Source organism: Streptomyces sp. NPDC023527 (assembly GCF_055560115.1).
The window spans coordinates 124093-150166 of record NZ_JBVHJJ010000015.1 but is presented as its reverse complement, the minus strand read 5'-3'; the positions used below and the strand labels follow the sequence as shown (position 1 = coordinate 150166).

At 69.2% G+C, this 26074-nt stretch carries 22 protein-coding genes and 4 tRNA genes; 6 read left to right on the top strand and 20 right to left on the bottom strand.

The features are described from left to right. Positions 1 to 9: 9 nt before the first annotated feature. From ACZ303_RS27350 to ACZ303_RS27310, 9 genes are all read right to left on the bottom strand, one after another. Positions 10 to 3909 (bottom strand): DNA-directed RNA polymerase subunit beta', encoded by a 3900-nt coding sequence (locus tag ACZ303_RS27350; protein ID WP_467343133.1) that lies wholly within the window; start codon positions 3907 to 3909, stop codon positions 10 to 12. A gap of 130 nt (positions 3910 to 4039) precedes the next feature. Then, positions 4040 to 7522 (bottom strand): DNA-directed RNA polymerase subunit beta, encoded by a 3483-nt coding sequence (gene rpoB, locus ACZ303_RS27345; RefSeq protein ID WP_467343132.1) that lies wholly within the window; start codon positions 7520 to 7522, stop codon positions 4040 to 4042. 539 nt (positions 7523 to 8061) lie between these two features. Then, positions 8062 to 8445 carry a 50S ribosomal protein L7/L12 gene (gene rplL, locus ACZ303_RS27340; RefSeq protein ID WP_467343131.1) on the bottom strand — a complete coding sequence of 128 codons (384 nt, stop codon included), beginning with the start codon at positions 8443 to 8445 and terminating at the stop codon, positions 8062 to 8064. Positions 8446 to 8553: 108 nt separating this feature from the next. Next, positions 8554 to 9114, bottom strand: a complete 561-nt coding sequence (gene rplJ, locus ACZ303_RS27335) for a 50S ribosomal protein L10 (RefSeq protein WP_467343130.1) — start codon at positions 9112 to 9114, stop codon at positions 8554 to 8556. Positions 9115 to 9630: 516 nt separating this feature from the next. Then, positions 9631 to 10347 carry a 50S ribosomal protein L1 gene (gene rplA / locus ACZ303_RS27330; RefSeq protein ID WP_095581190.1) on the bottom strand — a complete coding sequence of 239 codons (717 nt, stop codon included), beginning with the start codon at positions 10345 to 10347 and terminating at the stop codon, positions 9631 to 9633. A 74-nt stretch (positions 10348 to 10421) separates the two neighbouring features. After that, entirely contained in the window at positions 10422 to 10856 is a 435-nt protein-coding gene (rplK, locus tag ACZ303_RS27325; RefSeq protein WP_087927553.1) for a 50S ribosomal protein L11, read from the bottom strand. A 162-nt stretch (positions 10857 to 11018) separates the two neighbouring features. Next, a complete protein-coding gene (gene nusG, locus ACZ303_RS27320) occupies positions 11019 to 11903 on the bottom strand; it encodes a transcription termination/antitermination protein NusG (protein WP_467343129.1) in 885 nt (294 codons plus the stop codon). 80 nt (positions 11904 to 11983) lie between these two features. Next, a complete protein-coding gene (gene secE / locus ACZ303_RS27315) occupies positions 11984 to 12274 on the bottom strand; it encodes a preprotein translocase subunit SecE (protein WP_467343128.1) in 291 nt (96 codons plus the stop codon). A gap of 109 nt (positions 12275 to 12383) precedes the next feature. Next, positions 12384 to 12456 (bottom strand) — tRNA-Trp (locus tag ACZ303_RS27310). A 229-nt stretch (positions 12457 to 12685) separates the two neighbouring features. Here ACZ303_RS27310 and ACZ303_RS27305 point away from each other — a divergent pair. Together ACZ303_RS27305 and ACZ303_RS27300 are read left to right on the top strand one after the other, a co-directional pair. Further along, on the top strand, positions 12686 to 13933 hold the full coding sequence (locus ACZ303_RS27305) for a pyridoxal phosphate-dependent aminotransferase (protein WP_467343127.1): 1248 nt from the start codon (positions 12686 to 12688) through the stop codon (positions 13931 to 13933). 151 nt (positions 13934 to 14084) lie between these two features. Further along, positions 14085 to 15140, top strand: a complete 1056-nt coding sequence (locus tag ACZ303_RS27300; RefSeq protein ID WP_467343126.1) for an adenosine deaminase — start codon at positions 14085 to 14087, stop codon at positions 15138 to 15140. A 59-nt stretch (positions 15141 to 15199) separates the two neighbouring features. Here the strand turns inward: ACZ303_RS27300 and ACZ303_RS27295 are convergent, their stop codons facing one another. The 6 genes from ACZ303_RS27295 to ACZ303_RS27270 all read right to left on the bottom strand — a co-directional run bounded on the left by ACZ303_RS27295 (position 15200) and on the right by ACZ303_RS27270 (position 17740). Continuing rightward, entirely contained in the window at positions 15200 to 16255 is a 1056-nt protein-coding gene (locus tag ACZ303_RS27295; protein ID WP_467343125.1) for a UDP-N-acetylmuramate dehydrogenase, read from the bottom strand. A gap of 57 nt (positions 16256 to 16312) precedes the next feature. Further along, the gene (locus tag ACZ303_RS27290) at positions 16313 to 16744 is read right to left on the bottom strand and encodes a MaoC family dehydratase (RefSeq protein ID WP_467343124.1); all 432 of its coding nucleotides are present in this window, start codon (positions 16742 to 16744) and stop codon (positions 16313 to 16315) included. Beyond that, positions 16744 to 17196 carry an FAS1-like dehydratase domain-containing protein gene (locus ACZ303_RS27285; protein ID WP_467343123.1) on the bottom strand — a complete coding sequence of 151 codons (453 nt, stop codon included), beginning with the start codon at positions 17194 to 17196 and terminating at the stop codon, positions 16744 to 16746. Before ACZ303_RS27285 ends, ACZ303_RS27290 begins: the two co-directional genes overlap by 1 nt. Positions 17197 to 17295: 99 nt before the next feature. Beyond that, positions 17296 to 17460 (bottom strand): 50S ribosomal protein L33, encoded by a 165-nt coding sequence (rpmG, locus tag ACZ303_RS27280; RefSeq protein WP_006604855.1) that lies wholly within the window; start codon positions 17458 to 17460, stop codon positions 17296 to 17298. An 85-nt stretch (positions 17461 to 17545) separates the two neighbouring features. Next, positions 17546 to 17618 (bottom strand) — tRNA-Met (locus ACZ303_RS27275). A gap of 49 nt (positions 17619 to 17667) precedes the next feature. After that, positions 17668 to 17740: transfer RNA gene (locus ACZ303_RS27270), tRNA-Thr, on the bottom strand. Positions 17741 to 17934: 194 nt separating this feature from the next. On the opposite strand from ACZ303_RS27270, the gene ACZ303_RS27265 reads away from it, so the two are divergent. Continuing rightward, positions 17935 to 19218, top strand: coding sequence for an amidohydrolase family protein (locus tag ACZ303_RS27265; RefSeq protein WP_467343122.1), 1284 nt, complete (start codon positions 17935 to 17937; stop codon positions 19216 to 19218). 42 nt (positions 19219 to 19260) lie between these two features. Then, positions 19261 to 19923, top strand: coding sequence for an NAD(P)H-binding protein (locus ACZ303_RS27260; protein ID WP_467343121.1), 663 nt, complete (start codon positions 19261 to 19263; stop codon positions 19921 to 19923). Between the two features lie 125 nt (positions 19924 to 20048). Here the strand turns inward: ACZ303_RS27260 and ACZ303_RS27255 are convergent. After that, a tRNA-Tyr gene (locus ACZ303_RS27255) sits at positions 20049 to 20130 on the bottom strand. 186 nt (positions 20131 to 20316) lie between these two features. On the opposite strand from ACZ303_RS27255, the gene ACZ303_RS27250 reads away from it, so the two are divergent. Next, positions 20317 to 20805, top strand: a complete 489-nt coding sequence (locus ACZ303_RS27250) for a YajQ family cyclic di-GMP-binding protein (protein ID WP_030368439.1) — start codon at positions 20317 to 20319, stop codon at positions 20803 to 20805. Between the two features lie 137 nt (positions 20806 to 20942). On the opposite strand, the gene ACZ303_RS27245 is transcribed toward ACZ303_RS27250, so the two are convergent. Beyond that, positions 20943 to 21335, bottom strand: a complete 393-nt coding sequence (locus tag ACZ303_RS27245) for a YccF domain-containing protein (protein WP_467343120.1) — start codon at positions 21333 to 21335, stop codon at positions 20943 to 20945. 197 nt (positions 21336 to 21532) lie between these two features. Here ACZ303_RS27245 and ACZ303_RS27240 point away from each other — a divergent pair, with 197 nt between their 5' ends. Then, on the top strand, positions 21533 to 21955 hold the full coding sequence (locus ACZ303_RS27240) for an ester cyclase (RefSeq protein WP_467343119.1): 423 nt from the start codon (positions 21533 to 21535) through the stop codon (positions 21953 to 21955). 12 nt (positions 21956 to 21967) lie between these two features. On the opposite strand, the gene htpX is transcribed toward ACZ303_RS27240, so the two are convergent. The 3 genes from htpX to ACZ303_RS27225 form a co-directional block, all read right to left on the bottom strand. Next, positions 21968 to 22831 (bottom strand): zinc metalloprotease HtpX, encoded by an 864-nt coding sequence (gene htpX / locus ACZ303_RS27235; protein WP_467343118.1) that lies wholly within the window; start codon positions 22829 to 22831, stop codon positions 21968 to 21970. 152 nt (positions 22832 to 22983) lie between these two features. After that, the gene (locus ACZ303_RS27230; protein ID WP_467343117.1) at positions 22984 to 24501 is read right to left on the bottom strand and encodes an NADH-quinone oxidoreductase subunit N; all 1518 of its coding nucleotides are present in this window, start codon (positions 24499 to 24501) and stop codon (positions 22984 to 22986) included. After that, positions 24501 to 26066 carry a complex I subunit 4 family protein gene (locus tag ACZ303_RS27225; protein WP_467343198.1) on the bottom strand — a complete coding sequence of 522 codons (1566 nt, stop codon included), beginning with the start codon at positions 26064 to 26066 and terminating at the stop codon, positions 24501 to 24503. The genes ACZ303_RS27230 and ACZ303_RS27225 overlap by 1 nt, the downstream gene beginning before the upstream one ends. Between the last annotated feature and the right edge of the window lie 8 nt (positions 26067 to 26074).

Here is a 26074-nt window from a genome sequence, read left to right as displayed (position 1 = left end):
ACGTGCGCCTTACTGGTTGTACGGACCGTAGTCGTAGTCCTCCAGCGGGACGGCCTGGCCGGAGCCGGTGCCGAACGGCGAGTAGTCGATGTCGTCGTAGCCGACGGCCGAGTACATCGCGGCCTTGGCCTCCTCGGTGGGCTCCACCCGGATGTTGCGGTAACGGGCCAGGCCCGTACCCGCCGGGATGAGCTTACCGATGATGACGTTCTCCTTGAGGCCGATCAGGGAGTCCGACTTGGCGTTGATCGCCGCGTCGGTCAGGACCCTGGTCGTCTCCTGGAAGGACGCCGCCGACAGCCACGACTCGGTGGCGAGCGAGGCCTTGGTGATACCCATCAGCTGCGGACGGCCGGAGGCGGGGTGACCGCCCTCGGTGACCACACGACGGTTCTCGCCCTCGAAGCGCGAGCGCTCCACGAGCTCGCCCGGCAGCAGCTCCGCGTCGCCGGACTCGATGATCGTCACGCGGCGCAGCATCTGCCGGATGATGATCTCGATGTGCTTGTCGTGGATCGACACACCCTGCGAGTTGTAGACCTTCTGGACCTCGCCGACCAGGTGGACCTGGACGGCGCGCTGGCCGAGGATGCGCAGGACGTCGTGCGGGTTGGTGGCACCCACGGTGAGCTTCTGGCCCACCTCGACGTGCTCGCCCTCGCTGACCAGCAGACGGGCTCGCTTGGAGATCGGGAAGGCCGTCTCCTCGGAGCCGTCGTCCGGAGTGACGACGATCTTCTTGGTCTTCTCGGTCTCCTCGATACGGATGCGGCCGGCCGCCTCCGAGATCGGGGCGACACCCTTGGGCGTACGAGCCTCGAAGAGCTCGACGACACGGGGCAGACCCTGGGTGATGTCGTCACCGGCCACACCACCGGTGTGGAAGGTACGCATCGTCAGCTGGGTACCGGGCTCACCGATGGACTGGGCCGCGATGATGCCGACGGCCTCACCGATGTCGACCAGCTTGCCGGTGGCCAGCGAGCGGCCGTAGCAGAAGGCACAGGTGCCCACTGCGGACTCGCAGGTCAGGACCGAGCGGGTCTTGACCGTCTCGACGCCGTGGGCGACGAGCTGGTCGATGAGCACGTCACCGAGGTCGACGTTGGCCGGCGCGATGACCTTGCCGTCGACGACGACGTCCTCGGCCAGCATGCGGGCGTAGACGCTGGTCTCGACGTCGTCGGCCTTGCGCAGCACACCGTCGGCACCCTTGGCCGCGATCTGCAGCTTGAGGCCACGCTCGGTGCCGCAGTCCTCCTCGCGGATGATGACGTCCTGCGAGACGTCCACCAGACGACGGGTCAGGTAACCCGAGTCGGCGGTACGCAGGGCGGTGTCCGCGAGACCCTTACGGGCACCGTGGGTGGAGATGAAGTACTCCAGCACGGAGAGACCCTCACGGAACGACGCCTTGATGGGTCGCGGGATGGTCTCGTTCTTCGCGTTCGACACCAGACCACGCATACCGGCGATCTGACGCATCTGCATCATGTTTCCTCGGGCACCCGAGTCAACCATCATGAAGATGGGGTTCGTCTTGGGGAAGTTCGCGTTCATCGCCTCGGCGACCTCGTTGGTCGCCTTGGTCCAGATCGCGATGAGCTCCTGCGTGCGCTCGTCCTTGGTGATCAGACCGCGCTCGTACTGCTTCTGGACCTTCTCGTCCTGCGCCTCGTAGCCCTTGACGATCTCCTTCTTCGCCTCGGGAACGACGATGTCGGAGACCGACACGGTGACGCCGGAACGGGTCGCCCAGTGGAAGCCCGCCGCCTTCAGGTTGTCGAGCGTCGCCGCCACGATGACCTTGGGGTAGCGCTCGGCGAGGTCGTTGACGATCTCGGAGAGCTGCTTCTTGCCGACGGAGTAGTCGACGAACGGGTAGTCCTCGGGCAGCAGCTCGTTGAAGAGCGCGCGGCCCAGGGTCGTCCGCAGGCGGAAGGTGTCACCCTGCTGCCACTCCGGCTCGCCCTCTTCCTGCACCGGCGGGGTCCAGCCACGCGGCGGGACGGTGCCGATCGGGAAGCGGATGTCGACCTTCGCCTGGAGCGAGAGCTCCCGGGCGTCGAACGCCATGATCGCCTCGGCGGTGGAGCCGAAGGACCGGCCCTCGCCGATGACCTTGCGCTCCGCCTCGTCCGTGGTGAGGAAGAACAGGCCCAGCACCATGTCCTGGGTCGGCATGGTGACGGGACGACCGTCGGCCGGCTTCAGGATGTTGTTCGAGGACAGCATCAGGATGCGGGCCTCGGCCTGCGCCTCCGCGGAGAGCGGCAGGTGGACGGCCATCTGGTCACCGTCGAAGTCCGCGTTGAACGCGGTGCAGACGAGCGGGTGGATCTGGATGGCCTTGCCCTCGACCAGCTGCGGCTCGAAGGCCTGGATGCCGAGGCGGTGCAGCGTGGGCGCACGGTTCAGCAGCACCGGGTGCTCGGCGATGACCTCTTCGAGGACGTCGTACACGACGGTGCGGCCGCGCTCGACCATGCGCTTGGCCGACTTGATGTTCTGCGCGTGGTTCAGGTCGACCAGGCGCTTCATCACGAACGGCTTGAAGAGCTCCAGCGCCATGGCCTTGGGCAGACCGCACTGGTGCAGCTTCAGCTGCGGACCGACGACGATGACGGAACGCGCGGAGTAGTCCACGCGCTTACCGAGCAGGTTCTGACGGAAACGACCCTGCTTGCCCTTGAGCATGTCGCTCAGGGACTTCAGCGGGCGGTTACCGGGACCGGTGACCGGGCGACCGCGGCGGCCGTTGTCGAACAGCGCGTCGACGGCCTCCTGCAGCATCCGCTTCTCGTTGTTCACGATGATCTCGGGGGCACCGAGGTCAAGGAGACGCTTGAGGCGGTTGTTGCGGTTGATCACACGGCGGTACAGGTCGTTCAGGTCGGAGGTCGCGAAGCGGCCACCGTCCAGCTGCACCATCGGACGCAGGTCCGGCGGGATCACGGGGATGCAGTCGAGCACCATGCCGCTGGGGCTGTTGCGGGTCTGCAGGAAGGCGGAGACGACCTTGAGGCGCTTGAGCGCACGGGTCTTCTTCTGGCCCTTGCCGGTCCGGATGATCTCGCGGAGGCGCTCGGCCTCCTCGTCGAGGTCGAAGGACTCCAGGCGCTTCTGCAGCGCGGCGGCGCCCATCGCACCCATGAAGTAGGTGCCGAAGCGGTCGCGCAGCTCGCGGTAGAGCAGCTCGTCGCCCTCGAGGTCCTGGACCTTGAGGTTCTTGAAGCGGCTCCACACCTCGTCGAGGCGGTCGATCTCGCGCTGCGCACGGTCGCGCAGCTGCTTCATCTCACGCTCGGCGCCCTCGCGCACCTTGCGGCGCACGTCGGCCTTGGCGCCCTCGGCCTCGAGCTCGGCCAGGTCGGACTCGAGCTTCTTGGCGCGGGCCTCGAGGTCGGCGTCGCGGCGCTGCTCGATCTGCTGACGCTCGACGGAGACGTGCGCCTCCAGCGAGGGCAGGTCGCGCGTGCGGCGCTCCTCGTCCACCCACGTGATCATGTAGGCGGCGAAGTAGATGACCTTCTCGAGGTCCTTCGGGGCGAGGTCCAGCAGGTAGCCCAGCCGGGACGGGACGCCCTTGAAGTACCAGATGTGGGTGACGGGAGCGGCGAGCTCGATGTGGCCCATCCGCTCACGGCGCACCTTGGCGCGCGTGACCTCGACGCCACAGCGCTCACAGATGATGCCCTTGAAGCGGACGCGCTTGTACTTGCCGCAGTAGCACTCCCAGTCCCGGGTCGGACCGAAGATCTTCTCGCAGAAGAGTCCGTCCTTTTCGGGCTTGAGGGTGCGGTAGTTGATGGTCTCCGGCTTCTTGACCTCGCCGTGGGACCAGGTTCGGATGTCGTCCGCGGTCGCCAGGCCGATCCGCAGCTCGTCGAAGAAGTTGACGTCGAGCACTGTTCGTCAATCCCTCTTTCAGGGTCGTGTCTTCATCATGGTCTGGGGGTCCGGCTGGGGGTCGCCCCACGGCCCGTACGGGCTGTGGGGGAGGCGGGGGGCTTCTGAGCGAAGCCCCCCGCCAGACCCGTCAGACCTCTTCGACGCTGCTCGGCTCGCGCCGGGACAGGTCGATACCGAGCTCCTCCGCTGCGCGGAAGACGTCCTCGTCCGTGTCGCGCATCTCGATGGACATGCCGTCCGAGGACAGCACCTCCACGTTGAGGCAGAGCGACTGCATTTCCTTGATGAGCACCTTGAAGGACTCGGGAATGCCGGGCTCGGGGATGTTCTCGCCCTTGACGATGGCCTCGTAGACCTTCACACGGCCGGTGACATCGTCGGACTTGATGGTCAGCAGCTCCTGGAGGGCGTACGCGGCGCCGTATGCCTCCAGCGCCCACACCTCCATCTCACCGAAGCGCTGGCCACCGAACTGAGCCTTACCACCCAGCGGCTGCTGCGTGATCATGGAGTACGGACCGGTCGAACGAGCGTGGAGCTTGTCGTCGACCAGGTGGTGCAGCTTGAGGATGTACATGTACCCGACCGAGATCGGGTCCGGGAACGGCTCGCCGGAGCGGCCGTCGAACATCCGGGCCTTGCCCGAGGGCAGGACCAGACGGTCTCCGTCGCGGTTGGGGATCGTGGACTCGAAGAGACCGGCGATCTCGTCCTCGCGGGCGCCGTCGAAGACCGGGGTCGCGACGTTGGTGCCGGCGGCGACCTCGTCGGCGCCGATCGCCTTCAGACGCTTCATCCAGTCCTCGTCGCCCTCGACCTTCCAGCCGCGGCTGGCGAGCCAGCCGAGGTGGATCTCGAGGACCTGTCCCGGGTTCATTCGGGACGGGACACCGAGGGGGTTGAGGATGATGTCGACCGGGGTGCCGTCCTCGAGGAACGGCATGTCCTCGACCGGAAGGATCTTGGAGATGACACCCTTGTTGCCGTGTCGGCCGGCGAGCTTGTCACCGTCGGTGATCTTGCGCTTCTGCGCGACGTAGACGCGGACCAGCTGGTTCACGCCCGGCGGCAGCTCGTCGCCCTCTTCGCGGTCGAAGACGCGGACGCCGATGACCTTGCCGATCTCACCGTGCGGCACCTTCAGCGAGGTGTCACGGACCTCACGGGCCTTCTCACCGAAGATCGCACGGAGCAGACGCTCCTCCGGGGTCAGCTCGGTCTCACCCTTGGGCGTGACCTTGCCGACGAGGATGTCGCCGGCGACGACCTCGGCACCGATACGGATGATGCCGCGCTCGTCGAGGTCCGCGAGGACCTCCTCGGAGACGTTCGGGATGTCCCGGGTGATCTCCTCCGGGCCGAGCTTGGTGTCACGGGCGTCGACCTCGTGCTCCTCGATGTGGATCGAGGAGAGGACGTCGTCCTGCACGAGGCGCTGCGACAGGATGATCGCGTCCTCGTAGTTGTGACCCTCCCACGGCATGAACGCCACGAGCAGGTTCTTGCCCAGCGCCATCTCGCCCTCGTCCGTGGACGGGCCGTCGGCGAGCACCTGGCCGGTGCTGACGCGGGCGCCCTCGTCCACGACGACCTTCTGGTTGAAGGACGTGCCCTGGTTCGAGCGGGAGAACTTGGCGATGCGGTACGTGTTGTACGTGCCGTCGTCGTTGGCGACCGTGACGTAGTCCGCGGAGACCTCCTGGACCACACCGTCCTTCTCGGCCTTGATGACGTCACCGGCGTCGACCGCGCAGCGGTACTCCATGCCGGTGCCGACCAGCGGGGCCTCCGCCTTGATCAGCGGAACGGCCTGGCGCATCATGTTCGATCCCATGAGCGCGCGGTTGGCGTCGTCGTGCTCGAGGAACGGGATCATGGCGGTCGCGACCGACACCATCTGGCGCGGGGAGACGTCCATGTAGTCGACGTCGTCGCCGGCGATGTAGTCGATCTCGCCACCACGACGGCGGACCAGGACGCGCGACTCGGCGTAACGCATGTCCTCGGTGAGGGGGGCGTTCGCCTGGGCGATGACGAAGCGGTCTTCCTCGTCGGCAGTCAGGTAGTCGACGTCGTCCGTGACGACACCGTTGACGACCTTGCGGTACGGGGTCTCGACGAAACCGAACGCGTTGACGCGGCCGTACGAGGCGAGCGAGCCGATCAGACCGATGTTCGGGCCTTCGGGCGTCTCGATCGGGCACATGCGGCCGTAGTGCGACGGGTGAACGTCTCGGACCTCGAAGCCGGCCCGCTCACGGGAGAGACCACCCGGGCCCAGCGCCGAGAGACGACGCTTGTGGGTCAGACCCGACAGCGGGTTGGTCTGGTCCATGAACTGGGACAGCTGGCTGGTGCCGAAGAACTCCTTGATGGAGGCGACGACCGGCCGGATGTTGATCAGGGTCTGCGGCGTGATCGCCTCGACGTCCTGCGTGGTCATCCGCTCGCGGACGACGCGCTCCATACGAGCCAGACCCGTGCGGACCTGGTTCTGGATGAGCTCGCCGACGTTGCGCAGACGACGGTTGCCGAAGTGGTCGATGTCGTCGGTCTCGACGACGATCGAGGTGCCGTTCTCGCCGACCGTCTCCTGCTCACCGGCGTGCAGCTTGACCAGGTACTTGATCGTCGCGATGACGTCGTCCACGGTCAGCACACCGGCGTCGAGGGGGGCCTCCGCGCCGAGCTTCTTGTTCACCTTGTAGCGGCCGACCTTGGCGAGGTCGTAGCGCTTGGGGTTGAAGTAGAGGTTCTCGAGCAGCGTCTGCGCGGCCTCGCGGGTCGGCGGCTCGCCCGGACGCAGCTTGCGGTAGATGTCGAGCAGCGCGTCGTCCTGGCCCTGGGTGTGGTCCTTCTCCAGGGTGGCGCGCATGGACTCGTACTCGCCGAACTCCTCCAGGATCTGCTCGGTCGTCCAACCGAGAGCCTTGAGCAGGACGGTCACGGACTGCTTGCGCTTGCGGTCGATGCGGACACCGACCATGTCGCGCTTGTCGACCTCCATCTCCAGCCAGGCACCCCGGGACGGGATGATCTTGGCCGTGAAGATGTCCTTGTCGGACGTCTTGTCGATGGAGGAGTCGAAGTAGACACCCGGCGAGCGGACCAGCTGCGAGACGACGACACGCTCGGTGCCGTTGATGCAGAAGGTGCCCTTGTTGGTCATGAGCGGGAAGTCGCCCATGAAGACCGTCTGGGACTTGATCTCGCCGGTCTCGTTGTTGGTGAACTCGGCGGTGACGAAGAGCGGGGCCGCGTACGTGAAGTCGCGCTCCTTGCACTCGTCGATCGAGTTCTTCGGCGGCTCGAAGCGGTGGTCGCGGAAGGTCAGCGACATCGACCCGGAGAAGTCCTCGATCGGGGAGATCTCTTCGAAGATCTCCTCCAGACCGGACTTCGTGGGGACGTCCTGACCGCTGTCCAGCGCAGCCTCGACGCGAGCCTTCCAGGCGGCATTGCCGAGCAGCCAGTCGAAGCTCTCGGTCTGCAGCGCAAGGAGGTTCGGAACCTCGAGGGGCTCCTTGATCTTCGCAAAAGAGATGCGCAGCGGGGCGGTGCTGGCGCCGTTGTTCGTATTGGCAGTCGAGGCGTTGCGCGAGGCGGCCAAGAGGGGGTCCTTCCGAGGGCTCGGACTCACTACGCGCGTACCGGCCCCACTCCGTGCATACGAGAGAAATCCCAGCTCAGCGGGTTTCCATCAGCAGTGCTCGACAGTGGGCATGCCCCTGGTGACGGGCAGGGAGCAGCTAACAGGCAGCGCAAAGGGTCAGTGTAGCCACTTGGCCCACTGATGTCCAGAGCGGATTTCCGGAGACCGGTGCGATACCAATCTCTCCCTCCGGGATCCTGTTGTTCCTCATGCCTGGAGCAAGGCTTCCCTCTTCGCCTTCGATCCATGCCTCGGCCTGAGGATCGATGTGGCGACGCGTCCTGAGAATTGCGCGCGGCGTGCCGTTCGTCAAGGCCCCTCGGCCTCCGGGTGCCTCCCGTGGCGCCCGTGCGACGGCCCGCTCGGCAGGCAACGATGATCACCATACTCGTCCCTGGCCCCAGGGCAACAAGCCGTCGCGGGAACGCCCAAGGGCGACCACCCGCATGGGTGATCGCCCTTGGAACGTACTACAAGGAGTCGGTCGACTCCGAAGGTCACTTGACCTCGACGGAGGCGCCGGCGCCCTTGAGGGCCTCGGCGGCCTTCTCCGCGGCGTCCTTGGCGACCTTCTCGAGGACCGGCTTCGGGGTGCCGTCGACGAGGTCCTTGGCCTCCTTCAGACCCAGGGAGGTCAGCTCGCGCACGACCTTGATGACCTGGATCTTCTTGTCACCGGCGGCGGTGAGGATGACGTCGAACTCGTCCTGCTCCTCGACGGCCTCGGCGGCGGCAGCGGCGCCACCGGCGGCGGCAACGGCGACCGGGGCGGCGGCGGTGACGTCGAACTTCTCCTCGAACGCCTTAACGAACTCGGAGAGCTCGATGAGGGTCATGCCCTCGAACTGGGCGAGCAGGTCGTCCTGGCTGAGCTTCGCCATGGTGGCGGTCCTTCCACTAATTCGGCTGGTGCCGGATGTACATTTCGGCGGGCGTACTACGGGCCCGCTGCGACCGTGACGGACGCGAGGTCACACGCTTGCGCGTGATTACTCGGCAGCCTCGGCCTCGGCGGGAGCCGGCGTACCGGCACCGCCCTGCTCGACCTTCGCGCGAAGCGCCTCCGCAGTGCGGACGAACTTCGACGGCAGGGCCTGGAAGAGCGCGGCAGCCTGGGACTGCTTGCCCTTCATGGCACCCGCCAGCTTGGCGAGCAGAACCTCGCGGGACTCGAGGTCCGCAAGCTTCTTGATCTCATCGGCGGACAGCGCCTTGCCATCAAGGACACCGCCCTTGATGATCAGGTTGGGGTTGTCCTTGGCGAAGTCGCGCAGACCCTTCGCCGACTCCACCGGGTCACCGGTGATGAAGGCAACAGCCGTCGGACCAGTGAAGTGGTCGTCCAGCGTGTTGATCCCGGCCTCGTTGGCCGCAATCTTGGTCAGCGTGTTCTTCACCACGGCGTACTGGGCGTTCTCACCGAGCGAACGGCGCAGCTCCTTGAGCTGTGCCACGGTGAGACCGCGGTACTCGGTCAGCACGGCGGCGTTCGAGCTGCGGAACTTGTCCGTCAGCTCGGCAACCGCAGCAGACTTGTCGGGCCTCGCCATGAGCCTCGGCCTCCTTCCGGGTGATTCGGACCGCTACGCGAAGGGACCTGGGCAAAACGAAACGCCCCGGCGCAGGCGCTCGGGGCGTGACTCGACCGATCGGACCAGAAGTCCTTGCGGGAGTTCAACCACAAATCACCTGCGCAGGTCGCCCGCAGCTAGCGGATCCTTCGGCCACCACACCCTCTTGCGAAGGCACAGCAACGACCAGCGGTCTTTGGCTTCTGGCTCAAGGTACGGGAAGCGGGCGCCCGGACGCAAATCGCCCCCTCCGGGCGGGCGCTCGGCGGGCGGCCGCCGGGCACGAGGCCGCGGCCGTACGCACCGAGGGGCGTCAACCGGCCCTCAGCAGCCCCGTGGGCCCCTGGAGCCTTCTCCTGCCCCGAACACCGCTTCCGGCCCCTGAGGGCCCACGGAGGGCCCGTACGCGCCAAAAGGCCGGGCCCCGCTCCCCTCGGAAGGGGTGCGGGGCCCGGCCCGTGACAATCGCTCGCTACGAGCCGTCGATCAGGGAGATCAGACGGTCTCGTCCTCCACGAGGAGGTTGCGGGTGCGGTTGGAGTCCAGCGGGATGCTGGGGCCCATCGTCGTGGTCATGGTCGCCTTCTTGATGTAGCGACCCTTCGCGGCGGAGGGCTTGAGACGGGTGATCTCCTCCAGCGCCGCGGCGTAGTTCTCGACCAGCTTGGCCTCATCGAACGACACCTTGCCGATGATGAAGTGCAGGTTCGAGTGCTTGTCGACGCGGAACTCGATCTTGCCGCCCTTGATGTCCGTGACAGCCTTCGCCACGTCCGGGGTGACGGTGCCGGTCTTCGGGTTCGGCATCAGACCACGCGGACCGAGCACGCGGCCGAGGCGGCCGACCTTGCCCATGAGGTCCGGGGTGGCGACGACGGCGTCGAAGTCCAGACGGCCCTTCGCAACCTCGTCGATCAGTTCGTCGGAGCCGACGATGTCGGCGCCGGCGGCTTCCGCGGCCGCAGCACGGTCACCGGTCGCGAAGACCAGGACCCGGGCGGTCTTACCGGTGCCGTGCGGGAGGTTCACGGTGCCGCGGACCATCTGGTCGGCCTTGCGCGGGTCGACGCCCAGACGCATGGCAACCTCGACGGTCGCGTCGAACTTGGTGGCGGAGGTGTCCTTCGCGAGACGGACGGCCTCGAGGGGGGCGTACAGGCGCTCCGCCTCGACCTTGGCGTCCGCAGCGCGGAGAGTCTTGCTGCGCTTCACTGCTTCTCCTCAGTTTTGGAGTCGTGGTGCGGACCAGCGCTGGTCCTTCCACGGGTGGTGCAAAGGGGGCTTGATCAGCCTTCGACGGTGACGCCCATGGAACGGGCGGTGCCGGCGATGATCTTCTCGGCGGCGTCCAGGTCGTTGGCGTTCAGGTCGGGCATCTTCGTGGTGGCGATGTCACGAACCTGGTCGCGGGTGATCTTGGCGACCTTCTTGGTGTGCGGCTCGCCGGAGCCCTTCTCCACACCCGCGGCCTTGAGGATCAGCTTCGCGGCCGGCGGAGTCTTGGTGACGAAGGTGAAGGAACGGTCTTCGTAGACCGTGATCTCCACCGGCACGACCATGCCACGCTGCGACTCGGTCGCGGCGTTGTAGGCCTTGCAGAACTCCATGATGTTGACGCCGTGCTGGCCCAGCGCGGGGCCGACCGGCGGGGCCGGGTTCGCGGCACCGGCGCTGATCTGGAGCTTGATAAGCCCCGTGATCTTCTTCTTCTTGGGAGGCATTGCTCTCTCCGGGTCCTAGTGAGAGTTTTTTTGCCTGCGCACAGTGCGCGCAGGCATACCGCACCACGATAACGGGTAACATGCTGCGGCCAAAAACCGAGCAGGTCAGACCGGCTGTGAGCAGCCGATCTGACCTGTTCGGAGGCGTGTGTCCGGAAGAAGCTAGTTCTTCTGGATCTGGTCGAAGCTGAGCTCGACCGGGGTCTCGCGACCGAAGATCTCGACGAGGCCCTTGACCTTCTTCGAGTCGGCGTTGATCTCGTTGATCGTGGCCTGCAGCGTCGCGAACGGACCGTCGGTGACGGTGACCGAGTCGCCCACCTCGAAGTCCAGCACCTGGACCTCGATCTTGCGGGACGGCGCCGGCTTGCCCTCGGCCTCGGCGGCCTCGCGGGCGGCCTTCTCCTCGGCCTCCGGGGCGAGCATCTTGACGATCTCGTCCAGGGTCAGCGGGTACGGGTCGTAGGCGTTGCCGACGAAGCCGGTGACACCCGGGGTGTTGCGGACGACGCCCCAGGACTCGTTCGTCAGGTCCATGCGCACCAGCACGTAGCCGGGGAGCTTGTTCTGGCGGACGGTCTTGCGCTCGCCGTTCTTGATCTGCGCGACCTCTTCCTGCGGCACCTCGGCCTGGAAGATGAAGTCCTCGACGTTGAGCGAGACGGCGCGCTGCTCGAGGTTGGTCTTCACGCGGTTCTCGTAACCCGCGTAGGTGTGGATGACGTACCACTCGCCGGGCAGGCCGCGCAGCTCGTCGCGGAGGGCGGCGACCGGGTCGACCGGGGCCTGCTCCTCGACGGGCTCCTCGCCGGCCTCGACCGCGGCGGCGGCCTCGGACTCGGCGTCACCCTCGACGTGGACGGCGGCCTCTTCGGCCGGCTCGCCCGCGGCGGATTCCTCGGCGTCGAGCTCGTCGGCGCCGTCGGCGTTCTCGACGATCTCCTGCGCGGTGTCGTCGCCCTCGACCTCGGCCGAGACAGCCGCGTCCACGTCGGCCTCTGCGGCCGCGACAGGCTCTGCGGCGTCGTTCAGGTTCGGGTCAGACACGTGGCTGCTTCTTCCTGGCTTCAAGGGGTGGAACGTGCGAAGGGGCGGCTCTCCGAAAAGCAGCCGCCCTACGCGCGGGTTCAGCCGAATACGTACTTGACGGCGTTGGAGAACCCATAGTCAATCACGGTGACCAGGCCAATGACGATGACGACAAAGACGATCACCACTGTGGTGTACGTCGAGAGCTGGCCTCGTGAGGGCCAGACCACCTTACGGAGCTCGGCGACGATCTGACGGTAGAACAGCGCGAGGCGGCCGAAGGGGCCCTTCTTCCCGCGCTTGCCACCGCGGCGGCCCTTCTTGGCGGCCACCTCGTCCTCGGGACGACCGCTCTCAGGCGTCGCGGTGGAGCCAAGGGCTTCCGTCACTACGTCCTCACCTGAATCCGGGTCGTGAGCCGTGCCGCGCCCGGTTGAGCCGCACGGCGGTGCATTTCAGTACGTACGCATGCACGCACCCTGGTGACGATGCGTGTAGCAGGGCCGAAGGGACTTGAACCCCCAACCGCTGGTTTTGGAGACCAGTGCTCTACCAATTGAGCTACGACCCTTTGTGGTTCCCCCAACGTACCGCATCCGGTCGTACGCACAGTGTGCGCCCGTCCGGATCGCCTGCAAGGGGCCAACGACGGATGAGTGTACGTGTTCCGGCGCCCGTCGTCGAACAGCTTCGCCCGGGACACCGCGGCGCCGCCTTCCCCGTGGCCGTCGGCTCAGCCGTGACAAGACCGCCGCACGACTCGTGTGCCCCCTTCGACGCGGGTCTGCGACGATGCCTGTATGACCGCTGCGACTCCCTCCCAGCCCCCTGTTCAGTCCCCCACCGAGCGCCGGGTCTCGGCCCGCATCGGGTCGATCTCCGAGTCGGCGACGCTCGCCGTGGACGCCAAGGCCAAGGCCCTCAAGGCCGCCGGGCGCCCGGTGATCGGCTTCGGCGCCGGAGAGCCCGACTTCCCCACGCCCGACTACATCGTCGAGGCCGCGGTGGAGGCCTGCCGCAACCCCAAGTACCACCGCTACACCCCGGCCGGCGGCCTCCCCGAGCTCAAGGCCGCGATCGCCGCGAAGACGCTGCGCGACTCCGGCTACGAGATCGACGCCTCCCAGGTGCTGGTGACCAACGGCGGCAAGCAGGCCATCTACGAGGCGTTCGCCGCCATCCTCGACCCGGGCGACGAGGTCATCGTCCCGGCGCCGTACTGGACCACGTACCCCGAGTCGATCCGCCTGGCCGGCGGCGTCCCGGTGGACGTCGTCGCGGACGAGACGACCGGCTACCGCGTCTCCGTGGAGCAGCTGGAGGCGGCCCGCACCGAGCGCACCAAGGTGCTGCTCTTCGTCTCCCCGTCGAACCCGACCGGCGCGGTCTACACCCGCGCGCAGGTCGAGGAGATCGGCCGCTGGGCCGCCGAGCACGGTCTGTGGGTGCTGACCGACGAGATCTACGAGCACCTGGTCTACGGCGACGCGGAGTTCTCCTCGCTGCCGGTGGTCGTGCCGGAGCTGCGCGACAAGTGCGTCGTCGTCAACGGCGTCGCCAAGACGTACGCGATGACCGGCTGGCGCGTGGGCTGGATCATCGGCCCGCAGGACGTCGTGAAGGCCGCGACCAACCTCCAGTCGCACGCCACGTCCAACGTGTCGAACGTCGCACAGATCGCGGCGCTGGCCGCCGTCTCCGGCGACCTGACGGCCGTCGAGGAGATGAAGGTCTCCTTCGACCGCCGCCGCCGCACGATCGTCCGGATGCTCAACGAGATCGAGGGCGTGCTGTGCCCCGAGCCGGAGGGCGCGTTCTACGCCTACCCGTCGGTGAAGGAGCTGCTGGGCAAGGAGATCCGCGGCAAGCGGCCCGCCACGTCCGTGGAGCTGGCCGCGCTGATCCTGGACGAGGCCGAGGTGGCGGTCGTCCCGGGCGAGGCCTTCGGCACGCCGGGCTACCTGCGCCTGTCCTACGCCCTGGGTGACGACGACCTCGTCGAGGGTGTCTCGCGGCTCCAGAAGCTGCTGGCGGAGGCGAAGGCGTAACGCCTGTCGCGAGCTCCGAGCGAAGTGCGGGTCCCCGGCTGTCGCCGGGGGCCCGCACGTCTTTCCTGGTTCTCTTCGGCTTTGTTTTCGGTCGGCCGCCCGTTCAGGGAAGTCCCTTCCGGTTGTCGGTCGGGTGCGGCAAGATCTGCGGATGGAGAGTGTTCGTGACGTCCGTCTGCTGCCGAAGGCCCATCTGCATCTGCACTTCACCGGGTCGATGCGCCCGTCGACCATGCTGGAGCTGGCCGACAAGTACGGGGTGCACCTCCCCGAGGCGCTGAGCGGCGGCGAGCCCCCACAACTGCGCGCCACGGACGAGCGCGGCTGGTTCCGCTTCCAGCGGCTGTACGACATCGCGCGCTCGTGCCTGCGCTCCCCCGAGGACATCCAGCGGCTGGTGCGCGAGGCCGCCGAGGAGGACGTCCGCGACGGTTCCGGGTGGCTGGAGATCCAGGTCGACCCCACCTCGTACGCGCCCCGGCTGGGCGGTCTGATCCCCGCGCTGGAGATCATCCTGGACGCGGTGGAGAGCGCCTCGCGGGAGACCGGGCTGGGGATGCGGGTGCTCGTCGCCGCGAACCGCATGAAGCACCCGCTGGACGCGCGCACGCTGGCCCGGCTCGCGGTGCGCTACGCCGATCGGGGCGTGGTCGGCTTCGGCCTCTCCAACGACGAGCGGCGGGGCCTGGCCCGCGACTTCGACCGCGCCTTCGAGATCGCCCGGGAGGGCGGCCTGCTGGCCGCGCCGCACGGCGGCGAGCTGGCGGGCCCCAGCAGCGTCCGGGACTGCCTGGACGACCTGCACGCGGGCCGCGTGGGCCACGGCGTACGCGCCGCCGAGGACCCCCGCCTGCTGCGCAAGCTCGCCGAGCGCGGGGTGACGTGCGAGGTCTGCCCGTCCTCGAACGTCGCCCTGGGCGTCTACGAGAAGCCGGAGGACGTGCCGCTGCGGACGCTGTACGAGGCCGGCGTGCCGATAGCGCTGGGCGCGGACGACCCGCTGCTCTTCGGCTCGCGGCTCGCGGCGCAGTACGAGCTGGTGCGCGAGCACCACGGCTTCACGGACGCGGAGCTGGCGGACCTGGCGAGGCAGTCGATCCAGGGCTCCAGGGCCCCGGAGGACGTCCGCACCCGCCTCCTGACGGGCGTGGACGACTGGCTCGACTCCGATCCGGCGGGGTCCTCTTCGAACCCGTCCGGCGATTGAGGACCGGGGGGCTGGGGCGGAGCCCCCGGTTACGGGAAGGCGGGTAGGGGAAAAGCCCCCTACAGCGCCACCCCGACCGTCACCGGCTCATTGACCAACGTCACCCCGAACACAGCCCGCACCCCATCCCGCACCTCACGCGCGAGCGCCAACAGATCCTCCGTCGTCGCACCCCCACGATTCGTCAGAGCGAGCGTGTGCTTCGTGGAGATCCGCGCCGCCCCCGCCCCGTACCCCTTCGCGAAGCCCCCCTTGTCGATCAGCCACGCCGCGGAGAGCTTGACCAGCCCCTCCCCCGCCGGGAAGGCCGGCGGTGTCACGTCCGGCCCGAGGCGGTCCGCCGCGCGGGCGAGGAACGCCGCGTGCTCGGCCTCGGTGATGATCGGGTTGGTGAAGAAGGACCCGGCGGACCAGGTGTCGTGGTCCTCGGGGTCGAGGACCATGCCCTTGCCGGCGCGCAGCTTGAGCACCGTCTCGCGGGCCGTGGCGGCCGGTACGCGCTCGCCGGCCTCCACACCGAGGGCGCGGGCCGTCTCGGGGTACTTCAGCGGCGCGGACAGCCCGCCCGCGTCCTCCAGCCGGAAGCGGACGCGGAGCACGACGTAGCGGCTGGGGTCCTGCTTGAAGCGGCTGTGGCGGTAGGAGAAGCCGCAGTCGGCGTTCGGGATGGTGACGATCTCGTCGGCACGGCGGTCGTAGGCGACGACCTCCGTGATGGTGCTGGAGACCTCCTGCCCGTACGCGCCGACGTTCTGGATCGGGGTGGCACCGGCGGAGCCGGGGATGCCGGCGAGGCACTCGATGCCGGCGAGGCCGGCCGCGACGGTGCGGGCCACGGCCTCGGACCAGTTCTCGCCGGCGGCGAGCTCCAGGCGGTCGCCGTCGAGGGTGAAGCCGCTGGTGGCGATGCGCAGGGCGGTGCCGTCGAAGCCCTTGTCGGCGATGACGAGGTTGCTGCCGCCGCCGATGATCAGCAGCGGGGTGCCGGCCGCGTCGGCCTCGCGGACCGCCGCGACGATCTCGCCGTCGGTGACGGCGGTGATCAGCCGGGTGGCGGGGCCGCCGAGCCGGAAGGTGGTCAGGGGGGCGAGGGGGGCGTCGTGGAGTTCCTGCACGGGCACAAGCGTAAGGGGCGCCCGCAGCGGCGGACGCCCCTTACGCTGACCGGTCGGTCAGGCCAGTCTCACCACGGCCCGGGACATGCCCAGGACCTTCTGGCCGGCGCTCTTGGCCAGCAGGTCCACGCGGACCGTGCGGGACTCGTCGTCCTTGGCGGCGATCTTGGCGCCCACCTCGATGACCGCGCCCTCGTCGTCGTTGGGGACGACCACCGGCTTGGTGAAGCGCACCCCGTACTCGACCAGGGCGCCCGGGTCGCCCGCCCAGTCGGTGACCACGCGGACCGCCTCGGCCATCGTGAACATGCCGTGCGCGATGACGTCCGGCAGCCCGACCTCCTTGGCGAACTTCTCGTTCCAGTGGATCGGGTTGAAGTCGCCGGAGGCACCCGCGTAGCGCACGAGGTCCGCGCGCGTGACGGGGAAGGTCTGCGCCGGCAGCTCCTGGCCGACCTCGACGTCGTCGTAGGAAATACGGGCAGCCATCACGCCTCCTCGGCCGCGCGGGCCACCAGCATCGTGTGCGCGGTCACGACGTGCTCGCCGCTCTCGTCGTGGACGTCGCCACGGACCGAGATCACGTCATTGCCCGCCAGGGACTTGATCGATTCGATCGTGGAGGTGACCGCGAGCCGGTCGCCCGCACGGACCGGGCGGGTGTAGGCGAACTTCTGGTCGCCGTGCACCACCCGGCTGTAGTCCAGGCCCAGCTGCGGGTCCTGAACGACCTGACCGGCCGCCCGGAAAGTGATGGCGAACACAAAAGTCGGCGGGGCGATCACATCCGGGTGACCGAGGGCCTTGGCGGTCTCCGGGTCGGTGTACACCGGATTCCCGTCGCCGATGGCCTCGGCGAATTCGCGGATCTTCTCCCGGCCGACCTCGTACGGGTCGGTGGCCGGATAGGTCCGTCCTACGAAGGACTGGTCGAGCGCCATGGCTCGGTACCTCCTGAGGGGACTGATGAGAACAGGGTGAAGATACGCCGTGAGGCCGCCCCCAAAAATGGGGACGGCCTCACGGACGAGCCTGAGTGCTTATCGCGTCTCGCGGTGCGCGGTGTGCGAGTTGCAGCGGGGGCAGTGCTTCTTCATCTCAAGACGGTCCGGGTCGTTACGCCGGTTCTTCTTGGTGATGTAGTTCCGCTCCTTGCACTCCACGCAGGCCAGCGTGATCTTCGGGCGGACGTCGGTGGCAGCCACTGGAGTGCTCCTTGACGGAATGGACGGATGAACGCAGACAAGAGTAGCCGACCGGAGGACCGACCCCACAATCGGCTACTACGTGTAGCGGTGACCGGACTTGAACCGGTGACACAGCGATTATGAGCCGCTTGCTCTACCGACTGAGCTACACCGCTTTGATGCGAGAGAGATCCTCGCCCGAAGGCGAGGAACCTCACACACCAGAGCCCCAATACGGAATCGAACCGTAGACCTTCTCCTTACCATGGAGACGCTCTGCCGACTGAGCTATTGGGGCGAGCGAGGAAGACATTACACGGTTGGCCGCCGAAGGTGAAATCCGTATCCGGCCGCCACCCCCGGGCCCTCTTCCCGGCCCTTCCGCACCACACCAGTACGACTATTCGTCGCTTGCTCGAAGCGGATCCGAACGCGCCCTACGCTCGGAAGACGCTGCGTGATCATGCACGCCCCGGACCCCGGAGGAGCGCGATGCCCGACAGCCAGCCGCAGCCCCCGCAGAACCCCGGGGGCGACGCCACCCCGCCCGCCGTGCCGCCCGGCGCCGCACCCGGCGACGGGGTCCTGGTGCTGTGCGGGGCCAGGCTCGCCGACGGCCGCACCGTGGACGTACGGCTCAGCGGTGGGCGCATCGAGGCGGTCGGCACGGCCGGCAGCCTCGTCCCCGGGCCGCGCGTCGACCTCAGCGGCTATCTGCTGCTGCCCGCCCCCGCCGAGCCCCACGGGCACGGCGACACCGCGCTCACCGCGGACGCCGACGGCCCCGTCTCGTACGCCGTCGAGGACGTCCAGCGCCGCGCCACCGAGGCCGCGCTGCTCCAGCTGAGCCACGGCGCCACCGCGCTGCGCAGCCACGTGCGGATCGGCGACGTGCAGGGACTGCGCCCCCTGGAGGCCGTGCTCCAGGCACGGCGGGCGCTGCGCGGCCTCACCGACCTCACCGCCGTCGCCGTGCCCCGGCTGCTGACCGGTCTCGCCGGGGCCGACGGGCTGGCGATGCTGCGGGACGCCGTGAAGATGGGCGCGGCCGTGGGCGGCTGCCCGGACCTCGACCCCGACCCGACCGGCTACACCGAGACGGTCCTCGACCTCGCGGCCGAGCACGGCTGCCCCGTGGACCTGCATACGGACGGTGACGATCCGGCCCGGCTCGCCCGCCTCGCCGCGATGGCCGGCGGGCTGCGTCCCGGCGTCACGCTCGGCCCCTGCGGCGGTCTGTCCCGGCTGCCGTACGAGCTGGCCGCCCGGGCCGCCGAGCAGCTCGCGGCGGCCGGGGTGACGGTGGTGTGCCTGCCGCAGGGCGACTGCGGCGCGCTCGAACAGCGCGGAGCGCGGGTGTCCCGGTGCGCGCCCGTGCGGCTGCTGCGCGCGGCCGGGGTGCGGGTGACGGCCGGCAGCGGCGCGCTGCGGGACGCGGCCAACCCCGTGGGCCGCGGCGACCCCCTGGAGGCCGCGTTCCTGCTGGCCTCGCGCGGTGAGCTGCGCCCGGCGGAGGCGTACGAGGCGGTGAGCGGTTGGGCGCGGGCGGCGATGGGGCTGGAGCGGGTGCGGGTGGAAGCCGGGTTCCCGGCCGAGCTGCTGGCCGTGCGCGGCGAGCGGATCGAGGGGGTGCTCTCGCTCGCGTACAGCCGTCTGGTGGTGCACCGGGGGCGGGTGGTGGCCCGGACGAGCGCGGTGCGGGAGTACTGCGACACCTCGTCCGGGACGTCGCCGGCGCTGCCCCGCCAGTCGTCGCGCGGCGGCGAGCCGTCCTGAGCCCCCGGTGTCGGATCCGGGTGCGCGGCGTACGGTCGGATCATGCGCATTGTCATCGCAGGTGGACATGGTCAGATCGCGCTGCGGCTGGAGCGGTTGCTCGCCGGGCGCGGAGACGAGGTGGCGGGCATCATCCGCCGGCCGGCGCAGGCGGGCGCCCTGCTCGCCGCCGGTGCCGAACCGGTCGTGTGCGACCTGGAGTCGGCGGCGGTCGAGGACATCGTCCGGCATCTGGAGACCGCCGACGCGGCCGTCTTCGCGGCCGGTGCGGGCCCGGGCAGCGACATCGACCGCAAGGACAGCGTGGACCGCGCCGCGGCCTCCCTCTTCGCCGACGCGGCGGAGGCGGCCGGGGTGCGGCGCTTCGTCGTGGTGTCCTCCATGGGCGCCGACCGCGAGCCACCGGAGGGCACCGATCCGGTGTTCGCGGCCTACCTGCGCGCGAAGGGCGCGGCGGACGCGGACGTACGGGCGCGGGCGGGCCTGGACTGGACGATCCTGCGGCCGGGCCGGCTCACGGACGAGCCCGGCACGGGCACGGTGGCGCTGGCGGAGTCCACGGGCCGCGGTGACGTGACCCGGGACGACGTGGCGGCGGTGCTGGCCGCACTGTTGGCCGAACCGGGCACGGCGGGGCGGACGCTGGAGCTGATCGGGGGCGACACGCCGGTGGAGGAGGCGGTCAAGGCCGTGGCCCAGGGCTGAGAGCCGCACGGCGGCCGCTGGGAAAAGTGCCGCGCATCACATGCTTTCGATCGCGGCGGAGGGCCGCCGGACAAGATCCCGGACAACACAGAAGGGCCTCTCCGTAAGGAGAGGCCCTTCACATGTGGCGGCGCCAGGGTTCGAACCTGGGTAGGCTGAGCCGGCAGATTTACAGTCTGCTCCCTTTGGCCACTCGGGCACACCGCCAAGGGTTGCCGCCCCGGGACCGCCTTGCGGTGGTGCTCCGTGGCAACGACGTAAACCATACCCGATGACCAGGGGTGGTCCGCCACTCGATTCATCGCCCCTCGCCCGGGCCCCGGGTGGCTAGGCTGGCGGGGTGGTCTCGTGACCTCACCCCTGATGGATCTACGTACGAGGAGCCAACTCAATATGGCCGACTCCAGTTTCGACATCGTCTCGAAGGTCGAGCGGCAGGAGGTCGACAACGCCCTCAACCAGGCCGCCAAGGAAATTTCGCAGCGCTACGACTTCAAGGGCGTCGGCGCCTCGATCGCGTGGTCCGGCGAGAAGATCGAGATGCGCGCCAACGCCGAGGAGCGCGTCAAGGCCGTTCTCGACATCTTCGAGACCAAGCTGGTCAAGCGCGGGATCTCGCTGAAGTCGCTGGACGCCGGCGAGCCGCAGGCCTCCGGCAAGGAGTACAAGATCTTCGCCTCGATCGAGGAGGGGATCTCGCAGGAGAACGCGAAGAAGGTCGCCAAGATCATTCGCGACGAGGGCCCGAAGGGCGTCAAGGCGCAGGTCCAGGGCGACGAGCTGCGCGTCAGCTCGAAGAGCCGTGACGACCTCCAGGCGGTCCAGGCCCTCCTCAAGGGCAAGGACCTGGACTTCGCGATCCAGTTCGTCAACTACCGCTAGTCCGCCGCTCCGCAGGGGCGGTCGGCCGGCTACGAGGGCGTTTCACCGGGCAGTTGCCCGGCGGGGCGCCCTCGCCGCGTTCCAGGGGCGCCAGTTGGGCGGGGCGACGGGAGCCGCGTCGCGGCCGGGCGGCACCGTCAGCGCGTGGCGAACGGCCGGTCCGTCGGGACGATCTCGCGGCCGAGCGGCATCAGCGAGATCGGGATCAGCTTGAAGTTGGCGATGCCGAGCGGGATGCCGATGATCGACACGCACAGCGCGATCCCGGTGATGATGTGGCCGAGCGCCAGCCACCAGCCGGCGAAGACGATCCAGATGATGTTGCCGAGCAGCGAGCCCGCGCCGGCGTCGCGCCGTTCGACGGTGGTCCGGCCGAAGGGCCACAGGGCGTAGCCGGCGATGCGGAAGCTGGCGATCCCGAAGGGGATGGTGACGATCAGGACGCAGCAGATCAGACCGGCCACGACGTAGCCGACCGCCATCCAGAAGCCGCACAGGATCAGCCAGACGACATTCAGAATGAGCTTCATACGAGCCAGCCTCCCACGCGGAACATGTACTGACCAGGAGGACGTTTCCGCACCCCGGGGCGGTTGCGCGGGGCCGTGCGGGTGATGTCCTTCAGGGGGCCGGGCGCGTCTGGGGCGGGGTGGGCGGGGGGCCGTCGAGACTTTGTGTGACCACAGGATGATCGACACCCCCGCATCGAGTGCGAAGGCAGGCGCCCATGTCCACCGAGGAGAACAAGAGGCTCGTCCGTCGCTTCTACGAGCAGATCGACGAGGGCAACCTGGCCGTTCTGGACGAGCTCGTGTCCCCGGACTACCTCGACCACACGCCCGCGCCGTTTCCGGGGATCGAGCCCGGTCTGGAGGGGCTCAAGAAGGCGTTCCGCATGTTCTGGGAGTCGACGCCGGGGACGCATGAGATCCAGGACCAGATCGCGGAAGGCGACAAGGTGGTGACCCGGCTGGTGTGCCGGGGCACGCACGAGAAGGACCTGCCGGGCATCCCCGCGACGGGGAACACGGTCGAGATGACGGCGACGGTGATCCACCGGATCGAGAACGGCAAGCTGGTGGAGAAGTGGTCGGACAAGGACCTGCTCGCGTTCCTCCAGCAGCTCGAGGTCATCCCGGTGCTGTCCTAGTCGGCCGCCGGCCTACGAGCGGTGGCCCGCCATCCGCTCCAGGCGCTGGACGCGCTCGGCCATCGGCGGGTGCGTGGAGAAGAGCTTGGACATGCCCTCACCGGCGCGGAACGGGTTCGCGATCATCATGTGGCTCGCGGTCTCGATGCGGGGCTCAGGGGGCAGCGGGAGCCGCTGGGTGCCCGCCTCCAGCTTGCGCAGGGCCGAGGCGAGGGCGAGGGGGTCGCCGGTGAGGCGGGCCCCGGAGGCGTCGGCCTCGTACTCCCGGGAGCGGCTGACGGCCAGTTGGATGAGGGAGGCGGCGATCGGGCCCAGCAGCATGATCATGATCATGCCGATGAGGCCGGGGCCCTCGTCGTCCTCCGATCTGCCGAAGGGGACCAGCCAGGCGAAGTTCACCAGGAACATCACCACCGACGCGAGGGCGCCCGCGATCGAGGAGATGAGGATGTCGCGGTTGTAGACGTGGCTGAGCTCGTGGCCGATGACGCCGCGCAGCTCGCGCTCGTCGAGGAGGCGCAGGATGCCGTCGGTGCAGCAGACGGCGGCGTTGCGCGGATTGCGGCCCGTCGCGAACGCGTTGGGCGCCTCGGTCGGGGAGATGTACAGCCGCGGCATCGGCCGGCGGGCGGCCGTGGAGAGCTCGCGCACCATGCGGTAGAGCTCGGGTGCCTCGAATTCGCTGACGGGCCTGGCGCGCATCGCCCGCAGGGCCAGCTTGTCGCTGTTCCAATAGGCGTAGGCATTGGTGCCCAGGGCCACCACGACGGCGACGATCAGGCCCGTACGCCCGAAGAGGCTGCCGATGACGATGATGAGCGCGGACAGCCCTCCGAGGAGGGCGGCGGTCCTGAGCCCGTTGTGCCGGCGGTGCACGGTACGCCCTCCAAATGGTGCGGCAGGGGAACCCTTTTTGCTGGTGGCGCTTCCACGCTCCAGTGGAACCTTCCGTACTGGCCAACGCCAGATGAAGGCAGCTAGTTCCCTTGTGCACGCGAGGGCGGTCTGGGCCGTACGGGTGATACGGGCTACAGCAACGCGCCCGAGGCGAAGCGCAGGACGAGCTGCGGGGCGCCCGACAGGGCGACGCCGGCGGCCGCCGCGAGGGCGACGGCGGCGGCCAGGGGGACGGGGACGCGAGCGGTCCGCACCCCGGCCGCTTCATCCGTCCCGGCCGTCTCGTCCGCCGGGCGGAAGAGGGTCGCCGTCCACTGGAGGTAGTAGTACAGGGCGATCACCACGTTGAGTGCCATGACCACCGCGAGCCAGCCCAGGCCCGCGTCGACGGCCGCCGAGAAGACGGTGACCTTGGCGAACAGGCCGATGATGCCCGGCGGCAGGCCGGCCAGGCAGAGCAGGAAGAAGCCCAGGGCGAGCGCGGCGAGCGGGCGGCGGGCGTAGAGGCCGCGGTAGTCGGTGATCCGGTGGTCCGGGCTCGTACGGGCGACGAGCGCGGCGACGGCGAAGGCGCCGAGGTTCACGGCCGCGTACATCAGCGCGTACGCCACGGTGGAGCCGACGGCGTGCGCCGGGTCGTCGGCGTATCCGGCGGCCGCCAGCGGCACCAGCAGATAGCCGGCCTGGCCGACCGAGGACCAGGCGAGCAGCCGTACGGCGCTGTGGGCGCGCTCGGGGCGCTGGCGCAGCGCGCCGACGTTGCCGACGGTCATGGTGAGGGCGGCGAGCACGGCGAGCGCCGGGCCCCACACGTCGGCGTACGAGGGGAAGCCGACGACGGTCACCAGGATGAGCCCGGTGAAGCCGACGGCCTTGCCGACGACGGAGAGGTAGGCCGCGATGGGCAGCGGCGCGCCGACGTAGGTGTCGGGCACCCAGAAGTGGAAGGGCACGGCCGCGGTCTTGAAGGCGAAGCCGACGAGGGTGAGGGCGACGCCCGCCTGCGCGAGGGTGGCCAGGCGCGGGTCGACGTGGGTGAGGGCCTCGGCCACCTGGGTGAGGTGGAGGGTGCCGGTGGCGGCGTAGACGAAGCTGACGCCCAGCAGCATGACGGCAGTCGCGGTGACCGACGACAGGAAGAACTTCAGCGCCGCCTCGGAGGAGCGGCGGTCGCCGCGCCGCAGGCCGACCAGGGCGAAGGCGGGCAGGGAGGCCACTTCGAGGGCGACGACGAGGGTCGCGAGGTCCCGGGAGGCGGGCAGCAGGGCGGCGCCGGCGGCGGAGGACAGCAGCAGGAACCAGTACTCCCCCGCAGGAAGTTTGAAGTCCGCGAGGTCGCTGATGGACAGCAGCGCCGTCAGCAGCGCCCCGCCCAGCACCAGGAACTGGATGACGAGCGTGAAGTGGTCCGCCGTGTAGCTGCACGCGCGCGTGCCGGACGTCAGGCAGAAGGTGGAGCGGTCGCCGTCGAGCAGCGGCAGCAGGGACAGCCCGGCCAGCAGCAGTCCCCCGATCGCGACCTTGCCGAGGAGGGGCTTGCGGCCCTCGGGCAGGAAGAGGTCGGCGACCAGGATGACGAGCGCCACCACGGCGGTGACGGTGGGCGGGGCGATGGCGAGCCAGTCGACGGACTGGACCAGGGAGCCCATCAGTTGCCTCCTCGGAGGAGCTGCTGAACGGCCGGGTCGGTGAGGCCGAGGAGGGCCGCGGGCCAGAGTCCGGCGAGGACGGTGAGGGCCACGAGGGGGGTCCAGGCGGCGAATTCGTACGTCTGGACGTCGGGCAGGGCGGGCTCGTGTTCGTGGGCGGGCCGGCCCTCGCCGTCGCCGCCCATGCAGACGCGGCGTACGACGACGAGCATGTACGCGGCGGTGAGCAGCGTGCCGAAGCCGGCCAGGGCCATGAAGGTGAGGAAGGCGGGGCGGCTGAGCCCGTCGGCGGGGCGGAACGAGCCGAGCATCGCGAGCATCTCGCCCCAGAACCCGGCGAGTCCGGGCAGCCCGAGAGAGGCGACCGCGCCGAAGGCGAGGAGGCCGCCGAGGCGGGGTGCCCGGCCGTAGAGGGCGGCGCCGGTGGCGCCGGAGAGGGTGTCGAGGTCGCTGGTGCCGTAGCGGTCCTTGACCGCGCCGACCAGGAAGAACAGCAGGCCGGTGATGAGGCCGTGGGCGATGTTGGCGAAGAGCGCGCCGTTGACGCCGGTGGGGGTCATCGTGGCGATGCCGAGCAGGACGAAGCCCATGTGGCCGACGGAGGAGTAGGCGATGAGCCGCTTGAGGTCGCCCTTGCCGCCGGTGCGGGCGAGCGAGAGGCAGACCAGGGAGCCGTAGATGATGCCGACGACGGCGAACGCGGCGAGGTAGGGCGCGAAGGTGTGGGCGCCGTCGGGGGCGATGGGCAGGACGATGCGCACGAACCCGTACGTGCCCATCTTCAGCAGGACGCCCGCGAGGAGCACCGAGCCGACCGTGGGGGCGGCGGTGTGGGCGTCGGGGAGCCAGCTGTGCAGGGGCCACATCGGGGCCTTGACGGCCAGTCCGACGCCGATGGCCAGGACCGCGACGAGCTGGGTGGTGTGGCTGAGCTTCGAGCCGTTGTCAGTGGCGAGTGCCACCATGTCGAAGGTGCCGCCCTTGATGCCGATGAGGAGGAGGCCGAGCAGCATCACGACGGAGCCGAGCAGGGTGTAGAGGATGAACCGCCAGGCGGCGCGCTCCCTGCCTTCGCCGCCCCAGCGGGCGATGAGGAAGTACATCGGGATGAGGACCATCTCGAAGGCCAGGAAGAACAGCACCAGATCGAGGACGGCGAAGCTCGCGAGGGTGCCGGACTCCAGGACGAGGATCAGCGCGACGAATGCCTTGGGAGACGGGCCCGCGGGCATTTTTCGGTAGCTGTAGAGCGCGCAGAGGAAGGTCAGCAGCGCGGTCAGGACGAGGAGGGGGAGCGAGACGCCGTCCACGCCGAGGTGGATCCGGGTGCCGAGGGCCGGGATCCAGCTGATGTCGGTGGTCGCCTGCATCCGCGCCGGGCGGTCGTGGTCGAAGCCGGCGGCGAGGGCGATGGACAGCGCCAGGACCAGGCCGGTGACGGTGACGCCGTGGCGGAGCACGGCCTGGTCGGGGCCGCTGCCCTTGAGGCCGGGCGGGGCCGGGAGCAGGGCGGCGACGGCGCCGAGGAGGGGGAGGACGACGATGCCCGCGAGGAGGTACTGCATGGCGGTGT